The sequence below is a fragment of the Streptomyces sp. NPDC005752 genome (assembly GCF_040630715.1).
GTDB lineage: Bacteria > Actinomycetota > Actinomycetes > Streptomycetales > Streptomycetaceae > Streptomyces.
In genome coordinates, this window is the sequence record NZ_JBEXYB010000020.1 from 125,546 (window position 1) to 146,883 (window position 21,338).

Sequence of the window (21,338 nt, forward strand, 5' to 3'; positions counted from 1 at the left end):
AGGGCGGACGATGGCGTACTTCGACAATCCCGTGATCCCTGGCTTCAGCCCGGATCCGAGCATCTGCCGCGTGGGCGAGGACTACTACGTGGCGACGTCCAGCTTCGAGTACGTACCCGGGGTGCCCCTGTGGCACAGCAGGGACCTCGTGCACTGGCGGCTGATCGGGCACGCGCTGGACCGCCCGTCGCAGTTGCGGCTGCCGGACACGGCCCCGTCCTCGTGCGGGGTGTACGCACCCACGCTCCGGCATCACGACGGCCGTTTCTGGATGATCACGACGGTGGTGGCCGGCGCGGGCAACGTCCTCGTGACCGCCGAGGATCCGGCCGGCCCGTGGTCGGATCCCGTGCCGGTAGGCATACCCGGCATCGACCCCGATCTGGTCTGGGACGACGAGGGGGACTGCTGGTGCGTGTTCTCCCACGACGGCATCCGCGCGGTGCGCATCGAGCCGCAGACGGGTCGACTGCTCGGCGAACCGGTGCGGATGTGGTCGGGAACCGGGCTGCAGTACCCCGAGGGCCCGCACCTCTACCGGGTCGGTGACTGGTGGTACCTGCTGCTCTCCGAAGGCGGCACGGAACGCGGGCACGCGATGTCGATCGCCAGGGCACGCTCCCTGCCGGGGCCGTTCGAACCGCATCCGGACAACCCGGTGCTGTCCCACCGCAGTACCGGTCACCCGGTGCAGAACACCGGACACGGTGATCTCGTCGAGGCGCACGACGGGACGTGGTGGATGGTGCTGCTGGGCACCCGGCCCCGCGGTGACACGCCGCAATACCACGGGATGGGCCGGGAGACCTTCCTCGTGCCCGTGCGCTGGGAGGACGAGTGGCCGTTGCCGGGACCGTTGGAACTCCGCGCCCCGGCGCCGGAACTGACTCCGCACCCCTGGCCCGCCGAGCCGCACCGCGACGACTTCGACGCACCGGCCCTCGCACCCTGCTGGGTGTCGACGAGACGGCACGAACCGGACGCCGTACGCCTCGACGAGCGGCCCGGGCAACTGGTGCTGCATGCCCGGGCGAACAGCTTGGACGAGCCCGGTGCGGTGTTCGTGGGACGGCGTCAGCGCGACGCGGACTGCAGTGCACGGGCCCGTGCCGACGCGGGTGAAGGCGGCAGGGGAGGCCTGGCCGTACGGCTCGACGAGGCGCACCACTACCAGGTGGAGACCGAGGACGGCATGGTGCGCGCGGTCGCCCGCATCGGTCCGCTGTGTCAGACGGTCGCCGAACGGGCGGTTGCCTCCGGTCCCCTGACGCTGCGGATCGACGTGACCACCACGGACGTCCTGCCGCCCACCGTCACGGCACGGCCCGCGGACGCCGAGGCAGACACGCTGTCCGGGCTCCGCGTCGGCGGACCCGACACCCTCCGCCTGGGATACGAGACCGAGGACGGACACTTCGAGGTCCTCGCCGAACTCGACGGCCGCTACCTCACCACCGAGGTCGCGGGCGGTTTCACCGGCCGGGTCGTCGGCATGTACGCGACCCGCGGCACCCCGGCCTTCGACTGGTTCGAGCTGCGGCCGGCCTGACCTGGTTCCGCGGCCCCGCCCCGGACGACGTACGGGACGAGGCCGCGGGTGATCAGCGTGCCAGGGTGGCCTCCAGCCACTGCAGTACCTCGGGCGTGACCGGGTCCGTGATGTCGGCGAACTCGTCGTGCCTCTCGAGGAACTTCGCCACGTACGGACAGACGGGCACGATCCGCTTGCCCTCGCCCCGCACGTGGCTCAGCGCCTCCTGCACGAGAACGGAGGCCAGCCCCCGGCCCGCGAAGGCGTCATCGATCTCGGTGTGGAAGAACACGCGCTGCCCGTCGCGGTCGCGGTAGGCGGTGAACCCCGCGCTCACCTCGTCGGTCTGGATCTCGTAGCGGTGCCTCGCGTCCACGTTCCGGACGATCGGGGTGGTGGCTTGGCTCATCGGGTGCTGCCTTTCGGGCGAGTTCGAGTCGGTGCGTCCCGTGGAGCCAGAGGTCGTCGGGACGTTGATCACCGCCGCATCATCTCGCACACGGCCTGCCCCGTTGCTGTGCGTCCCAGGGAGGGCGCGCGCTGTCAGGGCGTCGAATCGTCACCGCCGCTGGGCGCATGGCTCAGGTCCACAACGCAGAAGACGTTGTCGTCGGGGTCGGCGAGAACGACGAAGTCCGGGGCCGGTGGATAAAGGTCCCAGTCGACCTCTCGTGCGCCGAGGCCGACCAGCCGCCGTACCTCTGTCCGCTGTTCCTCGGCCGAATCCGTGAAGAGGTCCAGGTGCAGACGGGGGTGCGGCTCGACCGGGGACGTGCTGCGCAGCAGCCCGAGAGCTCTGCCGGATCCGTCGGCGTGATCGAGCGTTCGCCACGTCTCGCTCTTCCATTCCTGCGCGACGACCAGGTTCAACGCCGCGGTCCAGAAGGCAACTGCGCGGGGAATGTCCGTGACGCCGATGACAGGGATTCCGATTCTCAGCATGAGGCGAGCCTAGGCGGTTCCGGCGCATCGCTGGTCTGTGTGCAGGCGACTGACGCGCAAGGGGCGCGGATCGAGCGGCCGCGCCCGTCCCTTCCATCTTTCTGTCCGCCATCCGGGTGGAATCCGCCCCGACCGCGCCGCGCCGCGGGCAGGCATGGGGCATCCGCGCCTTACGTGGCCGGGAAGCACCGGTGGACGCATGAGGCGGACAACCCAGCGAAAGGGGCTCTCCATGCTCGGTCCACGGGCGGCGCGCGCAAGGGCCGGCGGAGGCGCCGGCCCGCCGACGAGCACCGGCGGATGCACGGACTCCCGCGCGGACCCCGTGCCGGACGCAGACGCCGGCATCCGCACGGGCCGGGCCCCGCGCACCGCCGGTGAGGCGGCATCAGCCGTCGGGGCCGTCCTCGAGGAGCACCTGCGCACCAGGCTGCGGGAGGCCCGACAGGTCGACGCGGTCTTCGCCGAGGAAGTGGCATCGCGCGTCGCCGCGTTCGTCCTGCACGGCGGTAAACGGCTGCGCACCGCCTTCGTCTGGTGCGGATGGCTGGCAGCCGGAGGTGTCGGCGATTCCCGGACCCCACTGCGCATCGGTGCCGCCCTCGAACTCCTGCAGACCTGTGCGCTGGTGCACGACGACGTCATGGACGGATCGCCGGTGCGCCGGGGCGCGCCCGCCGTGCACGCGGACTTCGCGCGGGCTCACCGGGCGGGCCGCATGCGCGGTTCCGCCGCCTCCTACGCGGCCAACGCCGCACTGCTCGCGGGCGACCTGGCGCTCGCATGGGCCGACGATCTGCTCACCGAGACCGCACTCACCTCCCCGTACGGCGAGCAGCTGCACCGGGAATGGCAGGCGATGCGCGCCGAGATGGTCGCCGGACAGTACCTGGACATGCGGGCGCAGGCGACCGGCTCCTGCGACCACGCCCAGGCCAGGAACATCGCGACACTCAAGAGCGCGCTCTACACCGTCGAGCGGCCGCTCGCCCTGGGTGCCTCGCTGGCCGGTGCCGATGCCCGCACCATGGACGGGCTACGGGCCGCCGGACGATGCGCCGGACTCGCCTTCCAGCTGCGTGACGACGTGCTGGGCGCGTTCGGGGATCCGGCTGTCACGGGGAAGCCGGCGGATGAGGACCTGAGGGCACGCAAGCTCACCTGTCTCCGCGCGGTCGCTCTCCGCCTCGCCGCCGAATCCGGCGACACCGAGGCTCTTTCCGTACTCGGTGCCGGGGACGCAGGGCCGGACGCAGGCGCGGTCGACCGGATGCGCGCCGCTCTGGAACGTACGGGCGCACGGGCGGTCGTCGAGGAGGAGATCGCGGGTCTTTCGGCGTCGAGCCTGCGTCACTTCGCCGCCGTCGGAGACGATGCCCGAGCGCGGCGGGAGTTCGCGGTGCTGGTGGCCAGGGCCGTGGGCACCGTGCCCGACGCAAAGGGGGAGGGCGTATGAGGACCGTGGCGGGCCCCACGGACCACGTGGTGGTGGTCGGCGCCGGCCTTTCCGGCCTCGCCGCCGCCCTTCACCTGCTGGGCGCGGGCCGCAGGGTCACCGTCGTCGAGCGCGCCTCCGGTCCCGGAGGCCGGGCGGGACGGCTCGAACTCGGCGGCTACCGGGTCGATACGGGGCCCACGGTGCTGACCATGCCGCACCTGGCGGACGAGGCCTTCGCCGCCGTCGGGGACAGCCTCCACCGCCGGGTGGAGCTCATCCCGCTGGACCCCGCCTACCGGGCTCACTTCGCCGACGGCAGCCGGCTGGACGTCCACACGGACGGCGACGCCATGGAGGCCGAGATCCTGAGGTTCGCCGGGCCGTCGCAGGCCGCGGGATACCGCCGTCTGCGTCAATGGCTCGAAAGGCTCTACCAGGCGCAGATGCGCCGCTTCATCGACACCAACTTCGACTCGCCCCTCCAGTTGCTCCACCCGGACCTCGCCCGGCTGGCAGCCCTGGGCGGCTTCGGCCGGCTCGACCCGCAGATCGGCAGATTCCTCACCGACCCGCGGCTGCGCAGGGTGTTCTCCTTCCAGGCGCTGTACGCGGGAGTCGCGCCGGCCCGCGCGCTCGCCGCCTATGCGGTCATCGCCTACATGGACACGGTCGCGGGCGTCTGGTTCCCCAAGGGCGGCATGTACGCACTGCCCCGGGCCATGGCCGACGCCGCCGCCGACGCGGGAGGGGACTTCCGCTGGTCGGCCGAGGTGGCCGGACTGGAGCGAGCCGCCGGACGGGTCCGGGCCGTACGGCTGGAGTCAGGCGAGCGGATCGCCTGTGACGCCGTCGTCCTGACACCTGATCTGCCTGTCGTCCACGGTCTTCTGGGGCGGGCGCCCCGACGCCCCGTGCCCTTGCGCCACGCGCCGTCGGCCGTGATCCTGCACGCCGGTACCCACCGCACCTGGCCCGGCCTGGCGCACCACACGCTCTCCTTCGGTGCCGCCTGGGAGCGCACCTTCGACGAACTCACCCGGACCGGCCGTCTGATGAGCGATCCGTCGCTGCTCATCACCCGGCCGACGACGCACGACCCGTCGCTCGCCCCGCCCGGCCGACACCTGCACTACGTCCTGGCCCCGTGCCCCAACACCACGACAGGCCCGTCAGCGGCCACCTGGCACGAGCTGGGACCGCGTTACCGCGACAGTCTCCTGGCCGAACTGGAACGCCGGGGACTGGACGGCTTCGAGGAATCCATGGACCAGGAACTGCTCGTCACCCCGGTGGACTGGGCCGCCCAGGGCCACGCGGCGGGCACCCCGTTCTCCGTGGCGCACACGTTCGCGCAGACAGGCCCCTTCCGGCCACGCAACCTCGTACGCGGCTACGACAACGTCGTCCTCGCCGGATGTGGAACCACACCCGGGGTCGGCGTGCCGACCGTGCTCGTCAGCGGGAAGCTCGCCGCCGCCCGCATCACGGGCCTTCCCCACGCGACGGGTGCGCGCCGTCGTTCCCCCCTCCTCGAAGGGCAGAGCACATGAACGGCCGTGAGCTGGACGCCGCAGGAATCACCGGGCCCGCTCTGCGTGCCGCCTACACCAGATGCCGGCGGCTCAACGCGCGGCACGGCCGGACGTACTTCCTGGCCACCCGGCTGCTTCCGGTCGAACGCCGCTGCGCCGTCCACGCGCTGTACGGCTTCGCCCGGTGGGCGGACGACATCGTGGACGACCTGGACCGACGGCAGCCTCCCGGGGAACGCGACCGCCTGCTGCGTCGCCTGGAGAGCGACCTCGCCCACGGCCTGCGCTCGGGGGGCGGGGAGGAACCAGTGGTCAGGGCCGTCGCCCACACCGCCGAGCGGTACGCCATCGACCACGGCCTGTTCGCCGACTTCCTGGCGTCCATGCGCAGCGACCTGACCGTCACCGATTACCCGACGTACGCCGATCTGCGTGCCTACATGCACGGTTCGGCGGCGGTGATCGGCCTCCAGATGCTGCCCGTACTCGGGACGGTCGTGCCACGGGAGGAAGCGGCCCCGCACGCGGCCGCTCTCGGCGTGGCCTTCCAGCTGACCAACTTCCTGCGGGACGTGGGCGAGGACCTGGACCGCGGCCGCGTCTACCTGCCGGCGGACCTGCTCGCCGCCCACGGCGTGGAGAGGCCCCTGCTCGACTGGAGTCGCCGCACCGGACGCCACGACCCGCGTATCAGGGCCGCGTTCGTCGAAGCCGACGCGCTGATCCGGACCGTGTACAGGGAGGCGGCGCCGGGCGTCGACATGCTGGAGCCGCGGGTCCAGCCCTGCATCCGCACCGCGTTCGTGCTGTACCGGGGGATCCTGGACGCCATCGCCGCCGACGACTACCGGGTGCTGCACCGTCGTGCCGTGGTGCCGCGCCGGCGCCGTGCCCTCACCGCCGCCGGCGGGCTCGTACGGATCGTGGGCGCGCGGATGCGGGCCCGGACGCCGGTGGCGTCGCCGGGCGCGGTCGCGCGGGCGGAGGGGTCACGGCGATGAGCGAACCGCGCCGAAGGACTCCGTGGACGTCACCGCTGCGCGTGCGGCGCGCACCCGGCTGGGAGCGGCAGACCCCGACCTGGCGCGAGGCGAAGCCCACGGTGATCGCCGCAGCGCTGAAGCGAGCCGCCGCCCGCCCGTCGGGCAACTGGTACGTCGCCGGCGCCTCGCGCGAGATCGGCGCGCGGGACCGCCCGTACGGCCGGACGATCGCCGGGACGGAGGTCGTCCTGTGGCGGTCCGAGGACGGTGCGCTGCGCTGCGGCCCGGGGGAGTGCCCGCATCTCGGGGCCCCGCTGCGCGACAGCAGGGTGGTGTGCGGGACGCTCCTGTGCCACTGGCACGGTCTTGCCCTGGACGGCGGGCCGTTCGCCGGGTGGGAGCCGTATCCGGTGTACGACGACGGCGTGCTGGTCTGGGTGAGGCTCGACGCCGCCGGGGGCGAAACCCCGCTGGAGCGCCCGGCGGTGCCGGTGCGGCCTGTGCCGGGGGGCGCGGTGGACGCCGTGTTCACGGCGGTGGGGCGGTGCGAACCCGAGGACGTGGTCGCGAACCGGCTCGACCCCTGGCACGGATCCTGGTTCCACCCGTACGCGTTCGTCGGCCTGAAGGTGGCAGGCACCCCCGAGGACGGCGGGGACGACGCGTTCGCCGTCGATGTCTCGTTCAAGGTCGCCGGCCGCCTTGTGGTGCCGGTCCGGGCCGTGTTCACCGCGCCCGGACCCCGCACGGTGGTCATGCACATCACCGACGGCGAGGGTGCCGGGTCGGTCGTGGAGACCCACGCCACGCCGCTCACCGCACCCGGCTCCACCCACCCCCGCACGGCGGTGGTCGAGGCCGTCGTGGCGGCCTCGGAGCGGCGGGGCTTCGCCCTGGCGCGCGCCGTCGCGCCCGCTCTTCGGCCTCTGATGCGCCGGACGGCCGGCCGCCTCTGGCGCGACGACCTGGCGTACGCCGAGCGCCGCTGGACGCTGCGGAGCGCCGGGCGCTTCCCCGGCTGAGTCTCAGCGTCGCGCGGCCAGGCCCGCGAGAGCCCGCAGGACCGGTGACCGCCCGGCGCGCGGAACGGTCCAGAGCACCTGCCCCCGGATGCCCCAGCCGGCGAGGAGCGCGTTGGCGGCCAGGAAACCTGAGGTCGCCGCGCGTTCCATCAGGGCGACGGGGAGGCCGGTCCGGACCATGTCGCCCGCGACCGTGACACGGGGATGAGGCGTGCGCACGGCGGGGCGGCGATGGTAGCCGCCCACGGGGAAGAGGGGGCAGTCGTCGCGCCATTCGTGACGGGAGTCGACGACTGCCGCGTCCGCCGTCTCGGGATACACCTCGTGCAGCCGGTCGAGCATCCGGCGCTGGATCTCCTTCTGTTCGGCCCTCCCGTCGACGGCGTAGGCGTGGAGTTCGACCACGGAACCGCCCGTCCGCGCGGCCCACCGGGCCGATTCGCCCTCCCAGCGGTCAAGGACACTGACGTTGTCGAGCCCGTCGAAGCCACTGGTGCCGAGGAAGCCCGCGCGCTCCTCGCGCACGGGGCGGTCCAGCCACAGGCGGGACACGAGGAACGGGGGCGCCGTACGCACGGCGGCGATGTCCGCGCGCCAGGACCCGTCTCCCAACTGCTCCGAAACACCGACGAGACGGCGCAGGCCGCGTGGGTCCAGGGCGAGGACCACGGCCTGGTGGCGGTCCGCCCCTCCGCCGGTCTCCACGGTCAGATCCCCGTCGGCGGCCGGGCGGACGCGGTGGACCGGAGTGCCGGTGCGCACCTCGGCTCCCAGCCGGCGCAGACAGCCGCCCAGAGGTTCCCAGAGCGCCTGCGGGAACGGTTCGCGCGGCACGTCGAAGAGGAGACCTTCGGACGAGCCGAGGAAGTAGATGTGGAACATCAGCAGCAGTTCGGCGGCGGACAGTTCGCGCGGGTCGGAGAAGAAGCTGCGGGAGAACACCTCGAAGGCCAGGTGGTGGGCCGCCTCGGGGAAGTTGATCCGGTGCAGGAAGTCCTCGGCGCTGATCCCGTCGAACCGCTCGTACACCTCGGGTACCCGGACGTCGAGCAGGGGCAGGGCCTCACGGGGGTTCATCGCGGCGAGGTCGCGCCAGCCGAACGACGGGCTGAGCGCGACGAATCCGAGCGCGCTCCACGGCGGGGTCCGCGGCACACGGGCGAAACTGTCCGCCATCCCGTTCCGGTGCCGCAGCGGGTAGTCCGCCATCGGGCTCAGCGCCGACAGTCCGGGGTCAGCCCGGCGCAGCAGCCCGCGCAGGTTGTAGTACTGGCGGAAGAAGGCGTGGAACCCGCGGCTCATCGTCGTGTCCGACCCGTCGGCAAGGTGCACGGGCCACCCCGCGAGACGTCCGCCGAGGCTCTGTCCCTGCTCGTACAGGGTCACGCGGACACCGCGTTCGGCGAGCGCGGTCGCCGCCGCGAGACCGGCGATCCCGCCGCCGATCACCGCGGCCGACGGGGCGTCGCCGGTGAAGCGCTCGCGTCCGGGGCCGGGCATCAGCACCTCTGCCCGGCCGTCGCGTCCGTGCCGCGTGGCGTCGACGCGGCGCCTGCGGGCACTCATGACGCCACGGGCCCGGCGGAAGCCACGCCGCCCCCGGCGAGGAACACATGGACGATGCCGGTCTGCCACCCGCCGACGGGCACGGTCCGTACGAAGGGGAACCCGGCTCGGGAGATCCGTCGCGCGAACACGGGTGCCGTATCGAACGCGAGGACGCTGCGGTACAGATGGTGGTACAGCTCGCGGTCTCCGGTCAGCGTGCCCGCCGGGACGATGACGCCCCGGCAGACCGTGTTCCACACAGCACGGTGCACGGCCGAACCGCTGAGGCTGTATTCGTGGACCAGCAGACGGCCTCCGGGGCGCAGAACGGCGCGCACGGCTTCGAGCACGTCACCGGGGGCGGCGACATTGCGGAACAGGTAGGCCGCGAACACGGCGTCGTACGAGCCTTCGTCGTCGGTGGTGCGGAGGTCCTCCGCGCAACGGTGCAGGAAACGGACGTTCGGGGGCCAGCGTTTCGCGCGCGCCTGCTCCAGCATGCCCGCGGAGGCGTCGACCGCCGTGATCCGGGCGTACGGGGCCGCCCGCAGAAGAGCCCGCGTGGACGCACCCGTCCCGCAGCCGAGATCGAGGACCCGCAGCCCCCTGCCGCCACGAGGCAGCCGCAGACGGTGCGCCGAGCGGAGGAGCCCCGAGCGGTAGCCCGGATTCATCGCCGTGAGCCGGTCGTACGAGTGTGACGCGTGATCGAAGGCGCGTGCCAGGTCGTGGTCCCGCAGGAGGGTCATCAAGAGCTCTCTTCGGATCGGCCGGTGGTCCGGCGGGCGAGGAAGGGGACTTCGGCCGCGGTGCGGAGCATCGGGCCCACGGGCGTACGCAGACCGATCCCGAACTCCTCCCACGGCGTGCTCCCGCCGTCGAGGAAACGCAGCAGCCGCTCCATGGGGACGCGGCGGAACAGGTCCGTGAAGAAGCGCGGCCCGTCCACACGCCCGGTGTCCAGGGCCCTGAGCAGCACGGCGTCCATGGCGAGAGCCCTGCGGCCGTGCGGCGGCGGCACGACCGGGCGCCCGTCGCGCAGTGCGGTGGCGATGGCCCGGCTCTGGCGCTGGACGGCGGCGAACGTGTAGCCGGTGGCCGGGCGGGTCGCGCCCCCTGCGGCTCCGACGCGGAAGACGGCGCGGCCGGTCCGGCGGGGGAAGCGCGCGTCGGTCATGGGAATGACACCCTGCTCGGCCGATTCCACGGTGAACCTGCCGAGCCGCAGGACGCCCGCGCTGTACTGCCGCAGAGCGGCCTCGTACGCCGCCGTCGAGAGCGGGGCACGGGAGAACTCGGTGTACTCCACCAGCGCCCGGTCCGGTGCCAGCGGCAGTACGTAGCCGAAGGCGAGACCGTGGCGGGGCTGCGGGACCCGGAAGTCCATGAGGTCCGCCACTCCGGGTTCGAAGCGGGGGACGGCGGTGCGCACGAACCAGCCACGGAAGTGCTGCAGCAGCATCGTGCGGTGCGGCGGTGTGTCCCGCACGGGCCGGGAGTCGAAGACGTACCGGCCGCGGAGCGTGAGCGGTTGTCCGCCGGCCGTGGTGCAGCGCACCTCGGCGCCGTACGGTGCGTCGCGTACCTCGTGGGCCGTCGCGCGAAGGACACGGCCTGCCGGAGCCGCCGCCAGGCGGGAATGGATCAGTCGTTCGAAAGGGCCCGACCGCACCATGCGGTACCGCAGCGGAGACGGGTCCGACCCGACGGTGCTGCCGTCCGGCCCCCGCACCCGCAGCCGCTGCCACGACGCGACGACGGCCTCCTCGAACTCGCCGGTGCCGGCCTCCCAGTAGCACCAGGTGCGCTCGGCCGGGCGCAGGGGCCCGTCGGGTGCTTCGACCAGCGTCACTCCCGTGCCGGTCCTGGTGAGCCAGTGGGCCAGGCAGAGCCCGGCGGCGCCGCCACCCACGACGACGGCGTCGTCCACCCGCCCGTGAACGCCTCCGGTCACCTCGTGGGAGTCCGTGCCGCCGCCCGGTCGGCGAGTACCTCGCGGGCCGCCCTGCTGCCGGAGGCCAGCGCGCCCTGCACGGACCCGGTGGCCCGGTAGTCCCCGCTCACGTACCGCCCGGGCGCGAAACGCGTCGTGCGGCTCAGCGGCCAGGGAGGCCGCATGGCCGGCAGGGCGCCCTCCACGGTGTAGGCGGCGACCGTGTCCCAGGTACTCGTGTCCGTGTCGTACAGCTCGGCCAGCCGGGCGCGGACCGTCCTGTCGCCGCCCGGAGGGCCGGCGCCCAGGACGGAGGTCGACACCAGCGTGGTGCCCGGGGGTGCGTAGGTGGGTGCGACCTCGGTGAGCACGCAGCTGTTCAGGACGGCGAGACCGCTGTCGACGACAAGGGTCGGTTCCGTCAGTGGTGACCGGTCCGCCGCGTGGTAGTACGTCGTCACCGTACGGCTGTCAGGTACCGGCAGGCCCGGCAGCAGGCGCGCGGCCGTGACCGAGTCGGTGGCCACGACGACGGAGGCGGCCGGCCGTTCGCCGCCGTCGGCCAGGAGCACCCCGGAATCCGTGACCTCCGCGACGGCCGAACCGAGCCGGAGGGTGCCGTCCGGCAGCCGGGCGGCGAGCTGGGCAGGCACGGCGCCGATGCCCCGGGCGGGAAGGCAGAGCGTGCCCCGTGCCATGCTCCGCCAGACCAGGTGCAGGAAGCGCGCCGAGGTCTCCAGGCCTTCCTCCAGGAACACCCCGGACAGGAACGGCCGCAACAGGTCCTCGATCGCGCGCGGTGACAGCCCGGCGCGGACGAGCGCCTCCGACGCGGTGCGGTCGGTCGTACGCCCCAGACGCCTGGCGGGGAGCAGCACGTCACGGGCGGTGAGTGCACCGAGGGCGGCGAGGTCCCGGGCCGGGAGAACCCTGCCGGGCAGCAGCTGGGCCGCGTCCCCCGGCCGTCGGGTGGGGTCGGTGACGCGCACCCGCCCCGAGGGTGTCCGTGCGATGAGACCGGGCGTGAAGGGCCGCAGGCGCAGTGCGCGCAGGTCGACGCGCTTCTTCACCTGCGGGTAGGAGGTGTTGAAGACCTGGAAGCCACGGTCCAGCAGGAAGCCGTCCCTGCGGTCCGTACGCATCCGGCCACCCACTCCGTCGGAGGCCTCCAGCAGTTCGACACGGAACCCCGCGCCGCTGAGGTCGAGTGCGCAGGCCAGTCCCGCCAGGCCTGCGCCCACGACGACGGCGTCCGGCGGCGGCGGGTGCTGTCGGTTCGTCATCCACGTCCCTCGGTTCGGTCCCGTACGGCTGACGGTGCGTCAACCCGATCACGTTCCGGGCTCCGAAGCGAGCAGCCGCCACGGAGACCGCCTCTTCGGGTGACTCGTGTGCCCTGTCCGGCGCTCCGTTCACCCGCGATCAGGATGCGCCGCGCCGCAGGACGCCCCGCCGGGGAGCCGGCCGGAAGCTGCTCCGGCTCGGGTCCGCGGCCCGTACGGACGCGGCCACGGGCGTCGGTGAGCGGTCGGTCTCGGACAGCCGACTGCCGGCGGTCCGGTTCGCCCGTGTGCCCGCCGGCAGTCCCGCACGTTCTCTGTTACTGCGGCCGTCCCAGCGCCCAGCCCGACACATCGGCCAGACGCCCGCGCCACAGGGGCAGCCGCAGGGAACCCGTACCGCCGAAGACCATCGTGGCGTCCCTCAGATGAATCCAGCGCGGCAGCTGCGAGGCGGCTTCTCCGGCCCCCAGCTCCCTGATGCCCTGGTCCACCGTCTCGGGGAACTCCGCGATCAGGTTCGCGCCCTCACCCTCCACCTGGCGGAGGCTCCGTGCCCAGTCGGCCTTCCACGCCTCGTGGCCGATCACGTCTCCGTGGAGTACGCCACCGGCCAGCGTGAGGGTGATCGGCAGACTGGAGCGCAGTTCTCTGTCCAGCAGCTGGATCAGCAGTTGCAGCTGCAGATCGGGCACCGGCTCCGTCACCACCGCAGCTGTCTGCGGCCGTGTCTCGACAAACTCGCTCATGGACCACTCCCTTCACCTGACACATGGCAGGTGACAGCGCGTATGCCCCCGTCCTGAGCCGTCACACCACCGGAAACCGGGTGATTGCCGCACCGGCTCAGGGGCACCCGTACGTCACTGCACGCGCACAGTCCGTCGAACGTGGGGAGAGAGTGATGTCGCATCACGACAGTTCGTCCATGTCCACTTCCAGGTCGGGAACCAACGGTCTCGCCGTCGCGAGTCTGGTGTGCGGAATCGTGGGCCTGGTCTTCTTCAGCGTGATCCTCGGCCCCGTCGCCATCGTCCTCGGCGTCTTCGGCCTGCGTCAGGTCTCGGCGAAGGGCGGCGCCGGGATGGCGAAGGCCGGGCTGGTGCTCGGCGTCATCGACGTGATCCTCTTCGTCGTCCTGATGGTCGTGGCCGCCTCGTCAGGCGGCTTCAGCTGGTACGTGGGCGGCTGACCGGCCGCGCGTGAGACACGGGTGCGCCACCACTTTGCGTGGTGGCGCACCCGTTCGTGTGTGTCAGAGCCAGCGGCGGATCGGCAGGACCGCCGCCTCCCGCACCCTCTGCACCGGTGAACGGCGCCTCCACCGTCGTCCGTCGATCAGCGTGCTCCGCTCCACGTCCTCCAGGAAGTGACCGTCCAGCGTGGCGGTGAACTCCTGGTCCAGGACCGCGAGCATCACCTCTTCGTCATGCTCGAGCGAACGGCGGTTGAAGTTGGTCGAACCGATCAGCGAGGCGATGCCGTCCACCGTCAGGACCTTGGCGTGCAGCATGGTCGGCTGGTACTGGTAGATCTTCACCCCGCACGCCGTGAGCTCCTCGTAGTGATGCTGACCTGCAAGCTGGCACACCCGCTTGTCCGTGTGCGGCCCGGGGAGCAGGATCTCCACGGAGACCCCCCGGCGGGCGGCTGCGCACAGCAACCCGATGAAGTACGGGTCAGGCGCGAAGTACGCCGTGGTGAGCCGGACCCGCTCCTCGGCGGACTCCAGCACGACGCGCAACAGGGTCTGCATGTCCTGCCAGCCGAAGCCGGCCGATCCGCGGACCACCTGTACGACCGCGTCGCCAGGCTGAGTCGCGGCGACGAACCGGTCACGTTCGGTGAACAGCTCGTCGTGGCACTCCGCCCAGTTCTGCGCGAACGCTGCGGCCAGACCGTCCACCGCGGGGCCGTGGACCCTCACATGGGTGTCCCGCCACTCGTTCTCGTTGCGGGCGTCACCACACCACTCCTCGGCGATCCCGACTCCGCCGGTGAACGCCGTCTCCTCATCCGTGATGAGGACCTTGCGGTGGCAGCGGTGGTTCTGCTTGAGCGGCGAGAGGTAGAGCGGCTTGCGGAACCACGCCACCTCCACCCCGGCCTCGTCCATCAGCGCAAGCTGGCCCTTCTCGATGAGCCGGGAGCCGAATCCGTCCAGCAGCAGCCGCACCCGAACTCCGGCGCGAGCTCGCTCGGCCAGTGCCTCGGCGAAGTCGCGGGCGATGTCGCCACGCCAGTACACGAACGTCATCATGTCCACGGTGTGCTGCGCTCCGCGGATGGACTCCAGCATCGAGGCGAAGATCTGGTCCCCGTTGCGGAGGGGGACGAGTTTGTTGCCTTCGGTGGCGGCGATGCCGATCAGGCGCTCCAGCCGCCGGCGCAACCGGTGCGCGCGCTCCGTGTAGAGGGCGTCGTCAGGTCTGGGGTGCGTGGACCGCTGGTCTATGTGGCTGGACATCTCTCACCTTGTGTACTGAAAGCGACGGGGCACGGCGACTGTACTCCCGGGATGTAACGGACGCGGGAACGGACTCAGCCACCCGTCAGACGCTCGGTAATTCAGTGGCCGGGGCCTGACGGAAGCCGACGGCACTCCTGACCCCGCAGGACAGTGCGGCAGCCGGGCCCGACCTGCCGCTGGTCCCGAGCCACGGACGGACCACTCCTTCCGTCGTCACTCGGAACCCGGCCCGCTGATCACTGACCCGGGCGTGCACGGTGCGGGGCGAGCTCATGACCGTTCTCTGCTGGGCGTGTTTCCGCGCGTCCAACAAGCCGGACATGTCGTGCGAGCCGGCGGTTCTCATCTCCGCACGTCACCGAGTTCCGACCTGTCCCCGGAACCGTGGGCGGGTCCGGCGCCACGGGCCGGGCCCGATGCCCGGATCAGGCCGGGGGCGAGGCGCCACGTCGGCCCTCATCTCCTCGGCGCGCCGCCCAGGACTCCTGAGGCCGGGCCGCGGTCGTCCAACCCGCCGAAGGCCGGAACGTCACCGGGGAACACGGCATCCCCCGTCACCAGGCCGGCTCGATGTCGGCTGTGGGGACGTTGAGCGTCGTCCGGGTCCTGGGGTGAGTGGTGTTCGGCTTCGTCATTTTCCCAAGCCACAGACATGAACGCAGCGAGCCAGGTGTGGTCGTCCCGGATCTCGGACTCCGCCACGGCACGAAAGTGCAGGTAGATGCTCACGACGATGAATCCCTCAGCTCGACGACCCACCCGTCGGGCCGAACGGACAGAATCTACTTGAGGGCACTGACAGCCAGGTTCGTCGAGATCGACTCGCACCATCTGGCAGGACTTTCGATACACGGCCTGTAGGACCGCAAACTCGGGCCGGTTCGGCTCGATCCTTGGACTGCCCGCTTCGACGGTGCACCGAATTCTGACCCGGCACGGTCTGCTGACGCGGTTCTCGTACTCGCGGCGGGCCTTGCGTTGGGCCGGGACTGTGGGAACGCCGTGGCTGCCGTCGAGCGGCTGGGAGCGGGGGAGTAGTTGGCGGTGTGCCGCAGCCCGTTTTCGCCGTGTGCGAGCCACAGGGCGTACCACTCGGCGAGGCGGTGGCGGGAGATGCCGGCTTCCGCAGCGACGTGCGCGATCGGACGTCCGGCGTCGATCCATAGAGACAAGCGCAGACGTCCTCCGGGGGGTCCTTGGTGCGTTCCGAAGTCCCCTGCCGGCGGTGCTCCCGGACTCGGCGGCCGCGTTCACCGGGAGCCCTGGGATCGCAGGGCTCCCGTGTGAGCGGCTGTGTGTGGTGTCAGCGTGCGAACTTTTCGATGGCCGCCGGGGTGACGGGGGTGAAGAAGTTGACGAGGTTGCCGTCGGGGTCGCGGAACAGCAGTGACCGGTTGCCCCAGGGCATCGTGGTGGGCTCGGTGACGAAGTCGGTGACGAAGCCGGTCAGGTTCTGGTGAACGCGGTCCACGTCGTCGACGAGGAACTCGGTGATCACACTGTGGTTGTCCGCCGGGCGGGCGGAGCCCGGGGCGAACAGCGGGACGGTGCGGGTGCCGGCGATCGCGAGGGTGGCTCCCGCGGTCTTGAGTTCGGCGAAGTCCTCGGTGGCCCACGTCGCCCGCGCCCCTGTGGCTCGCTCGTAGAACTCGACGAGGCGCGCTACGTCGCCGGTGATGATGCGGATCGAGACGAAGTCCATCGGAATCTCCTTGGCTGTGCTGGAGGCGTGCACGTCGCAGGCTAGGGGGAATAGTGGACAGAATCGGTCCTGTATTTTGCGTTAGGCTCCGAATATGTCTCGCCCGACGGCCTGCGTGCTGACCCTCCTGGAGTTGCTGCAGTCGGGCGGCACCCGGACCGTGGCCGAACTTGCCGACCGACTCGGCGTCGAAGGGCGCACCGTGCGGCGGTACGTGGATCAGCTGATCGACCTGGACATACCAGTGGAATCAGTGCGCGGCCGCTACGGCGGGTACCGGCTCGCCCACGGGTACCGCCTGCCTCCCCTCATGCTCAGCGACGACGAGGCGCTGGCCGTGCTGCTCGGCCTGGTCGCAGGCCGCCGAACCGGGCTCACGACGACGGAGCACACGGCAAGCGAGACGGCATCGGCCAAGATCCGGCGGGTGCTGCCCAAGCACCTCGCCCATCGGCTCGAAACGCTCCTGGAAGCTCTCGCCTTCACGGATCAGCCCGGCGAGTTCAACACTCCGAACGCCGAGGTCCTGCTCACCATCGCCGATGCGGTGCACCACTGCCGACCGGTCTCGATTCGCTACACCGACCGCGACGGACGGCGCAGCGAACGCACGCTGCACGCGTACGGGATCGTCGCCCATGCGGGCCGGTGGTACGTCACGGGCAAGGACGCCCGGATCGGCGAAGACCGAACCTTCCGGCTCGATCGCATCGCAGACGCGAGGGCGCTGCCCGGCTCATTCGAAGCGCCCGTGGGCCCTGGTCCGGCACAGCGCGTGTTGTCAGCGTTCGCGACCGCCGAGTACCGGCATGAGGTGACCTTGCGTATCCACGGCACGGTCGGGCAGATCCGCGCCCGCCTTCCCGCCGGCGTCGCGAGCCTGGAGGAGCACGAGCCCGCGGCAGACGAGGACCGGGCAACCGAGCGCTGGCTGCGCGTCGAGCTGCGGGCGGAGCGGCTCGACTGGTTGCCTCCGATACTCGCCTCACTCGACCGGCCGTTCGTCATCGAGCGCCCCGACGAACTGCGCGACCTCGTCACCGCGTTCGCCGATCGCCTCTCGTCCTACGCCCGTCAAGACTGACAGCGAGAACTCCTGTCGTGAGATGGCACAGCTGGGGAATGTCTCTCAGATCCGTCTGTGGGATCGCCGTGCTCATGATCGAGTCCTGGGTTGTCGATGACGGCAGCGCTGTGCAGGTGGTACCGGAGACCCTCCGGACGAAAACCAGCGAAGGTCAGCTTGGACATGGCTGGCCAGCTCGTCCGGGCACAAGTTGGCCTTTGTGACCGACGCCGAGCGCGCGATGGTGGTGTTGATGAACGGTGAGGATGATGCTGGCGAGCATGCCGCCGACCCCGGAGCTGAGGGATCGAGCGGCGGTTTCGTCCTGTCCGACGGGCAGTACGACGAATACCCGGACGTGGACACCGTTCCTCTTGACGAGGCGTTCAGGATCGTAGACCACATCGTCAGCTTGGGATCTTGGCCCGCGGACGCGCGTTGGGCGGTCGACCGGTGACCGAGCCGGCTATTGCCGAATCCAGATGAGGATGGCGGCAAGTGGAGTGCGGCCTGATATGCGATGGCGAGCTTGTCCGTTCGCATCGCCGGGCCGCGCCCCTGCTGCCGCTGGTTGATGCATCGCTTCCTGGCTCCGGCGGCGTGCTGTTGACTCCGGTGGAGTGTTGAGTCCACGGACACCGTCCAGCCCAACTCGTCACCAGCGCCCGCAGCACTCAGGACAGCCGTGTCGGCAGGCAGGTCCCGCCAGGGCGAACAGGTCGGTACTTCCACGCGATGGCATCAAGGGTTCGACGGTGGTCGGCCCACCGTCGCCCACGGACCCGATCGGTCGGCATCAACGGCTCGATCCGGTCCCACATCGAATCAGTGGTCACCAATCGGACAGACACATCCGATCAACTGACCAACCCATCAAAGAGATACGCTCTGCGCCCGCCCCTGCACGCCTGGTGCCGTATCAAGCAACGTTCGCCCTGTTGTGAAGCGCCGCCCGAAAATGTATGACCCCGGGCGAGCGGCCACCGGCCACCGTGATCGAGGGCGCAGCTACGGGTGTGCCAATCCGTGGCGGTCTGCCCATGCGCTGATCGCGGCGGCCAGTTCCTCGGGGCGGTCTTCAGGGGAGTGGTGGCCGGCGAGGCCGTGCCGGGAGACCTCCAGACCTGCGATGTGCTTCTCGCACCAGGCCACTGCTCTTCGGTCGGTCATTGCTCCCGGGCCCGGCTCGAACGCGGCCAGCAGCTTGGGGACTTCGCGACTGGCGGCCAGCCAGGCGTCGTAGTGCTCGATGCGGGCCACGACGTCGGCGGGTTCGGCGTCCAACGGCATCATGCGCGTCCACGCCAGCACCGGGCGGCGGCTCTGCGGGGTCGGGAAGGGGCGGCGGTAGACCTCGAGGTCGGCAGGGGCGAGCGGGGTGGCGAGCGTGTCAGGCAGCCCCTCGATGAACAGTGACTTCTCCAGGATCATCTCCTCGCCCACCCCGGGGGTGCGCAGGAGCCTGAACAACTCGCGTCCGGCCGCCGGGAATTCATCGCCGATCAGCGGCTTGATGATGGTCTCGGTGAAGGCGATGCCGCGGACGCGGCCCGGGAGGCGGGCGGCACGGTCGAAGGCCAGCGCGCCGCCCCAGTCGTGGCCGACGAGAACGGCCTCGGTGAGGCCGAGTACGTCGAACCAGGCGTCGAGGTAGCGGGCATGGTCATCGAAGGCATAGGCGAGGTCGGGCTTGCCGGAGTCGCCCATCCCGATGAGATCGGGCGCGAGTAGGCGACGGCCGGGCGCGGCCACTCCAGGCAGGACGTTTCGCCACAGGTGGGAGGAGGTGGGATTGCCATGCAGGAAGACGAACGGCAGCCCGTCGGGATCGCCGCTCTCACGGTAGTGGAGGGTGGAGTCGAGGACAGGAAGGGTGGGCATCGCGGTGTCACTTCGCTTTCTGTGCGGGGATTCAGAGGTTGAGGCTCAGGACGCGTTCGACAGAGATCTCGATGACGACCAGATCCGGCGGGGCGGGAGGAGCCGTGCCATAGCGGTCGGTGTAGCGGCGCACCGCATCGGCGACGCGCGTGTCGTCGTCGCTGACCGCGGCCTGGCCTTCGAGGGTGATCCAGCGGAAGCCGTCCGCCTGGCAGAGCGCGCCATGCGCTGCCGGTCCGCCCGCTGCCACGTTCCGGGCCTTACGGGTCCCCGCGCGGGTGGTCACGCGGGCCAGGCCGGCGGCAGCGTCGAAGGTGAAGCGGACAGGGGCGACGTGCGGGGTGCCGTCGGGACGGATGGTGGTGAGGGTGGCTGCGTGAGGGCGGGTGAGGAACGTCCGCGCAGCGGTTGGCAGTTCGGCGGTCGCTCGGCTCACCTCTTCTTCACGCCCTCGTTCCAGATCAGCTTGGCGATGTTCGGCTTCACGGCCGTGGTGATGACGCCCATGGCCGTGCGGACGTACCGCTGTTCCTCCAGTTCGCGCAGCATGCTCGCGGCGAGGTCCGCGCGGGCGGTGAAGACGCCGTCGGCGCTGGTCCCAGCGATGCGGTAGTCCGTGACGGCCGGGTGATCGAAGAGGCCCGAGGGCCGGACGAGGGTCCAGTCGAGGGGCGTCTGCCGTATTACGGCCTCCATACGACGCATGTCCTGGTGGAGGGTGCGGCCCAGGCGCCGGTTCATCAGCGGGTCGAGCACATGGTTGAAGAAGTGCGCGCCGGTCGGCCGCCACTTCGGGTCCGCGATGCTGGAGCTGACGGCGAGCAGGCGCCTGATGCCGTGGCGGGTCATGGCCGCGGTGATGGCCGCGGCGCTCGCCGAGTAAGTGGTGATGGTCTCCTTGCTGAAGCGCGCACCCAGCGCGGAGAGAACGGCGTCCGTCCCGCTGACCGCGGTATCGACGGCCGCCGGGTCGGTGGCATCGGCGACCGCCACGGTCAGGCCGGGCCGTGCGGGCAGGGAGCCGGGGCGGCGGGTCACGGCGACGACCTCGTGCCCGACAGCGAGGTCCTGGTCAGTGAGGTGGCAGCCGGTCGGTCCGTTGGCGCCGAAGACTGCGATGCGCATGGTGTCGGGGCATCCCTTCGTGTGGATTGCGGAACGCCCTTGACTGTGGCGATCATGAACCGCAGGCTCAACGCTGATGAATAACGCCGCCCCTGCCCCTGTCCGCACCCGAGGCCGGCCCCGCGGTAACCCGCCGACCCGTGAATCGATCGTCTCGGCGGCCCGGTCGCTGTTCCTGGAACGCGGCTACCGGCGCACCACCGTGCGTGCGGTAGCCGGGGCAGCAGGGGTCGACCCGGCGCTGATCGCGTACCACTTCGGCTCGAAGAAGGGCCTGTTCGCGGACGTGATGCAGTTCCAGTGCGCCCAGGCGCTGACCGTGGACGACGTCCTCGACGGCGACCGGGCCACCCTCCCCGACCGCCTGATCGATGCAGTGACGGACCTGTGGGAGGACGCCGACTTCCGTCGGCTCACCGTCCAGGGTGACGAGGCGGCCGAGGTCATCCGCGAATACCTGGAACAGGAGCTGCTGGCCCGGCTTGTTGAATTTCTCGGCGGCCAGGACGCGACCGCCCGAGCCACGGCCGTGGTGACGATCCTCGGCGGCCTCATCTACACCCGCTACCTCAACCCGCTCCCCACCCCGGCCGCCCTCACCCCGGCCGAGGCCCGCCTCACCCTCGCCCCGGCGCTCCGCGCGGCACTGGCCCCGAGGCCACGTACTGCGGCAACCACCAGAGCGGGCCACCGTGGTCCGCCGGCCTCTGACAGGGGTCTCGTCCGGTCTTGACCGCCTCGCTGCCCCAGGCGCAGTCACGGTTCGGCCCGCCCTGGAGAAGGCGCTAGCTGTTCTGTCCGGGGAGGTTGTGGACGGGTGATGCAGGTCTCGGCTGAGGGATCTTGAACGGGTGAGGGCCTTCCGGGTTCGGTGTGGATTGCGAC

At 71.2% G+C, this 21,338-nt stretch carries 22 protein-coding genes and 2 pseudogenes; 9 read left to right on the forward strand and 15 right to left on the reverse strand.

From position 1 onward, the window contains the following. Positions 1-10 precede the first annotated feature (10 nt). Positions 11-1,549 carry a glycoside hydrolase family 43 protein gene (locus tag ABZ441_RS18600; RefSeq protein WP_358974922.1) on the forward strand — a complete coding sequence of 513 codons (1,539 nt, stop codon included), beginning with the start codon at positions 11-13 and terminating at the stop codon, positions 1,547-1,549. Positions 1,550-1,601: 52 nt separating this feature from the next. On the opposite strand, the gene ABZ441_RS18605 is transcribed toward ABZ441_RS18600, so the two are convergent. Continuing rightward, entirely contained in the window at positions 1,602-1,940 is a 339-nt protein-coding gene (locus ABZ441_RS18605) for a GNAT family N-acetyltransferase (protein ID WP_358974925.1), read from the reverse strand. Between the two features lie 134 nt (positions 1,941-2,074). Next, positions 2,075-2,473, reverse strand: coding sequence for a VOC family protein (locus ABZ441_RS18610; RefSeq protein ID WP_358974928.1), 399 nt, complete (start codon positions 2,471-2,473; stop codon positions 2,075-2,077). A gap of 232 nt (positions 2,474-2,705) precedes the next feature. Here ABZ441_RS18610 and ABZ441_RS18615 point away from each other — a divergent pair, with 232 nt between their 5' ends. Genes ABZ441_RS18615 through ABZ441_RS18630 form a run of 4 tightly spaced genes read left to right on the forward strand, consistent with a single transcriptional unit; the run spans position 2,706 to position 7,448 of the window. After that, positions 2,706-3,929 carry a polyprenyl synthetase family protein gene (locus ABZ441_RS18615; RefSeq protein ID WP_358974931.1) on the forward strand — a complete coding sequence of 408 codons (1,224 nt, stop codon included), beginning with the start codon at positions 2,706-2,708 and terminating at the stop codon, positions 3,927-3,929. After that, positions 3,926-5,461, forward strand: coding sequence for a phytoene desaturase family protein (crtI, locus tag ABZ441_RS18620; protein WP_358974933.1), 1,536 nt, complete (start codon positions 3,926-3,928; stop codon positions 5,459-5,461). The genes ABZ441_RS18615 and crtI overlap by 4 nt, the downstream gene beginning before the upstream one ends. Continuing rightward, positions 5,458-6,444, forward strand: coding sequence for a phytoene/squalene synthase family protein (locus ABZ441_RS18625; protein WP_358974936.1), 987 nt, complete (start codon positions 5,458-5,460; stop codon positions 6,442-6,444). The genes crtI and ABZ441_RS18625 overlap by 4 nt, the downstream gene beginning before the upstream one ends. Further along, entirely contained in the window at positions 6,441-7,448 is a 1,008-nt protein-coding gene (locus ABZ441_RS18630) for a DUF5914 domain-containing protein (RefSeq protein WP_358974939.1), read from the forward strand. Before ABZ441_RS18625 ends, ABZ441_RS18630 begins: the two co-directional genes overlap by 4 nt. 3 nt (positions 7,449-7,451) lie before the next feature. On the opposite strand, the gene ABZ441_RS18635 is transcribed toward ABZ441_RS18630, so the two are convergent. From ABZ441_RS18635 to ABZ441_RS18655, 5 genes are all read right to left on the reverse strand, one after another. Further along, positions 7,452-9,014, reverse strand: coding sequence for an FAD-dependent oxidoreductase (locus ABZ441_RS18635; protein WP_358974942.1), 1,563 nt, complete (start codon positions 9,012-9,014; stop codon positions 7,452-7,454). Further along, positions 9,011-9,745 carry a methyltransferase domain-containing protein gene (locus tag ABZ441_RS18640; RefSeq protein WP_358974945.1) on the reverse strand — a complete coding sequence of 245 codons (735 nt, stop codon included), beginning with the start codon at positions 9,743-9,745 and terminating at the stop codon, positions 9,011-9,013. Before ABZ441_RS18640 ends, ABZ441_RS18635 begins: the two co-directional genes overlap by 4 nt. Continuing rightward, positions 9,745-10,950, reverse strand: coding sequence for a lycopene cyclase family protein (locus ABZ441_RS18645; protein ID WP_358974948.1), 1,206 nt, complete (start codon positions 10,948-10,950; stop codon positions 9,745-9,747). The genes ABZ441_RS18640 and ABZ441_RS18645 overlap by 1 nt, the downstream gene beginning before the upstream one ends. After that, complete coding sequence (locus ABZ441_RS18650; RefSeq protein WP_358974951.1) at positions 10,947-12,212, reverse strand: NAD(P)/FAD-dependent oxidoreductase; 1,266 nt, start codon at positions 12,210-12,212, stop codon at positions 10,947-10,949. The genes ABZ441_RS18645 and ABZ441_RS18650 overlap by 4 nt, the downstream gene beginning before the upstream one ends. Positions 12,213-12,529: 317 nt before the next feature. Continuing rightward, positions 12,530-12,958, reverse strand: a complete 429-nt coding sequence (locus ABZ441_RS18655) for a hypothetical protein (RefSeq protein WP_358974953.1) — start codon at positions 12,956-12,958, stop codon at positions 12,530-12,532. 155 nt (positions 12,959-13,113) lie between these two features. Between ABZ441_RS18655 and ABZ441_RS18660 the strand changes: the two genes are divergently transcribed. Continuing rightward, positions 13,114-13,401, forward strand: coding sequence for a DUF4190 domain-containing protein (locus ABZ441_RS18660; protein ID WP_358974956.1), 288 nt, complete (start codon positions 13,114-13,116; stop codon positions 13,399-13,401). Positions 13,402-13,464: 63 nt separating this feature from the next. Here ABZ441_RS18660 and ABZ441_RS18665 read toward each other — a convergent pair whose 3' ends face one another. The 4 genes from ABZ441_RS18665 to ABZ441_RS18680 all read right to left on the reverse strand — a co-directional run bounded on the left by ABZ441_RS18665 (position 13,465) and on the right by ABZ441_RS18680 (position 16,381). After that, on the reverse strand, positions 13,465-14,676 hold the full coding sequence (locus ABZ441_RS18665) for a phospholipase D-like domain-containing protein (protein ID WP_358974959.1): 1,212 nt from the start codon (positions 14,674-14,676) through the stop codon (positions 13,465-13,467). 459 nt (positions 14,677-15,135) lie between these two features. After that, on the reverse strand, positions 15,136-15,408 hold the full coding sequence (locus tag ABZ441_RS18670) for a hypothetical protein (protein ID WP_358974961.1): 273 nt from the start codon (positions 15,406-15,408) through the stop codon (positions 15,136-15,138). A 53-nt stretch (positions 15,409-15,461) separates the two neighbouring features. Continuing rightward, a complete protein-coding gene (locus ABZ441_RS18675) occupies positions 15,462-15,851 on the reverse strand; it encodes a helix-turn-helix domain-containing protein (RefSeq protein WP_358974964.1) in 390 nt (129 codons plus the stop codon). Positions 15,852-15,982: 131 nt separating this feature from the next. Then, a complete protein-coding gene (locus ABZ441_RS18680) occupies positions 15,983-16,381 on the reverse strand; it encodes a VOC family protein (protein WP_358974966.1) in 399 nt (132 codons plus the stop codon). Positions 16,382-16,475: 94 nt separating this feature from the next. Here ABZ441_RS18680 and ABZ441_RS18685 point away from each other — a divergent pair, with 94 nt between their 5' ends. Both ABZ441_RS18685 and ABZ441_RS18690 read left to right on the forward strand, forming a co-directional pair. Continuing rightward, positions 16,476-17,465, forward strand: a complete 990-nt coding sequence (locus ABZ441_RS18685) for a YafY family protein (protein WP_358974969.1) — start codon at positions 16,476-16,478, stop codon at positions 17,463-17,465. 202 nt (positions 17,466-17,667) lie between these two features. Beyond that, positions 17,668-17,904, forward strand: a complete 237-nt coding sequence (locus ABZ441_RS18690; protein WP_358974992.1) for a hypothetical protein — start codon at positions 17,668-17,670, stop codon at positions 17,902-17,904. Positions 17,905-18,026: 122 nt separating this feature from the next. Here ABZ441_RS18690 and ABZ441_RS18695 read toward each other — a convergent pair. The 4 genes and pseudogenes from ABZ441_RS18695 to ABZ441_RS18710 form a co-directional block, all read right to left on the reverse strand. Beyond that, positions 18,027-18,298: pseudogene (locus ABZ441_RS18695) on the reverse strand (transposase); the annotation flags it as partial. A 157-nt stretch (positions 18,299-18,455) separates the two neighbouring features. Continuing rightward, a pseudogene (locus tag ABZ441_RS18700) lies at positions 18,456-19,334 on the reverse strand (haloalkane dehalogenase); the annotation flags it as partial. Between the two features lie 25 nt (positions 19,335-19,359). After that, positions 19,360-19,743, reverse strand: a complete 384-nt coding sequence (locus ABZ441_RS18705) for a TIGR03618 family F420-dependent PPOX class oxidoreductase (RefSeq protein ID WP_358974986.1) — start codon at positions 19,741-19,743, stop codon at positions 19,360-19,362. 17 nt (positions 19,744-19,760) lie between these two features. Continuing rightward, the gene (locus ABZ441_RS18710) at positions 19,761-20,453 is read right to left on the reverse strand and encodes an NAD(P)H-binding protein (RefSeq protein ID WP_358974972.1); all 693 of its coding nucleotides are present in this window, start codon (positions 20,451-20,453) and stop codon (positions 19,761-19,763) included. A gap of 76 nt (positions 20,454-20,529) precedes the next feature. On the opposite strand from ABZ441_RS18710, the gene ABZ441_RS18715 reads away from it, so the two are divergent. After that, a complete protein-coding gene (locus tag ABZ441_RS18715) occupies positions 20,530-21,186 on the forward strand; it encodes a TetR family transcriptional regulator (RefSeq protein ID WP_358974975.1) in 657 nt (218 codons plus the stop codon). Positions 21,187-21,338: the final 152 nt, after the last annotated feature.

Coding starts and splice junctions, on each gene's coding strand:
- ABZ441_RS18650 (WP_358974951.1), bottom strand. CDS start 12,212: ATGACGAACCGACAGCACCCGCCGCCGCCGGACGCCGTCGTCGTGGGC.
- ABZ441_RS18615 (WP_358974931.1), top strand. CDS start 2,706: ATGCTCGGTCCACGGGCGGCGCGCGCAAGGGCCGGCGGAGGCGCCGGC.
- ABZ441_RS18600 (WP_358974922.1), top strand. CDS start 11: ATGGCGTACTTCGACAATCCCGTGATCCCTGGCTTCAGCCCGGATCCG.
- ABZ441_RS18710 (WP_358974972.1), bottom strand. CDS start 20,453: ATGCGCATCGCAGTCTTCGGCGCCAACGGACCGACCGGCTGCCACCTC.
- ABZ441_RS18685 (WP_358974969.1), top strand. CDS start 16,476: ATGTCTCGCCCGACGGCCTGCGTGCTGACCCTCCTGGAGTTGCTGCAG.
- ABZ441_RS18665 (WP_358974959.1), bottom strand. CDS start 14,676: ATGTCCAGCCACATAGACCAGCGGTCCACGCACCCCAGACCTGACGAC.
- ABZ441_RS18715 (WP_358974975.1), top strand. CDS start 20,530: ATGAATAACGCCGCCCCTGCCCCTGTCCGCACCCGAGGCCGGCCCCGC.
- ABZ441_RS18680 (WP_358974966.1), bottom strand. CDS start 16,381: ATGGACTTCGTCTCGATCCGCATCATCACCGGCGACGTAGCGCGCCTC.
- ABZ441_RS18610 (WP_358974928.1), bottom strand. CDS start 2,473: ATGCTGAGAATCGGAATCCCTGTCATCGGCGTCACGGACATTCCCCGC.
- ABZ441_RS18655 (WP_358974953.1), bottom strand. CDS start 12,958: ATGAGCGAGTTTGTCGAGACACGGCCGCAGACAGCTGCGGTGGTGACG.
- ABZ441_RS18660 (WP_358974956.1), top strand. CDS start 13,114: ATGTCGCATCACGACAGTTCGTCCATGTCCACTTCCAGGTCGGGAACC.
- ABZ441_RS18640 (WP_358974945.1), bottom strand. CDS start 9,745: ATGACCCTCCTGCGGGACCACGACCTGGCACGCGCCTTCGATCACGCG.
- ABZ441_RS18635 (WP_358974942.1), bottom strand. CDS start 9,014: ATGAGTGCCCGCAGGCGCCGCGTCGACGCCACGCGGCACGGACGCGAC.
- ABZ441_RS18605 (WP_358974925.1), bottom strand. CDS start 1,940: ATGAGCCAAGCCACCACCCCGATCGTCCGGAACGTGGACGCGAGGCAC.
- crtI (WP_358974933.1), top strand. CDS start 3,926: ATGAGGACCGTGGCGGGCCCCACGGACCACGTGGTGGTGGTCGGCGCC.
- ABZ441_RS18630 (WP_358974939.1), top strand. CDS start 6,441: ATGAGCGAACCGCGCCGAAGGACTCCGTGGACGTCACCGCTGCGCGTG.
- ABZ441_RS18625 (WP_358974936.1), top strand. CDS start 5,458: ATGAACGGCCGTGAGCTGGACGCCGCAGGAATCACCGGGCCCGCTCTG.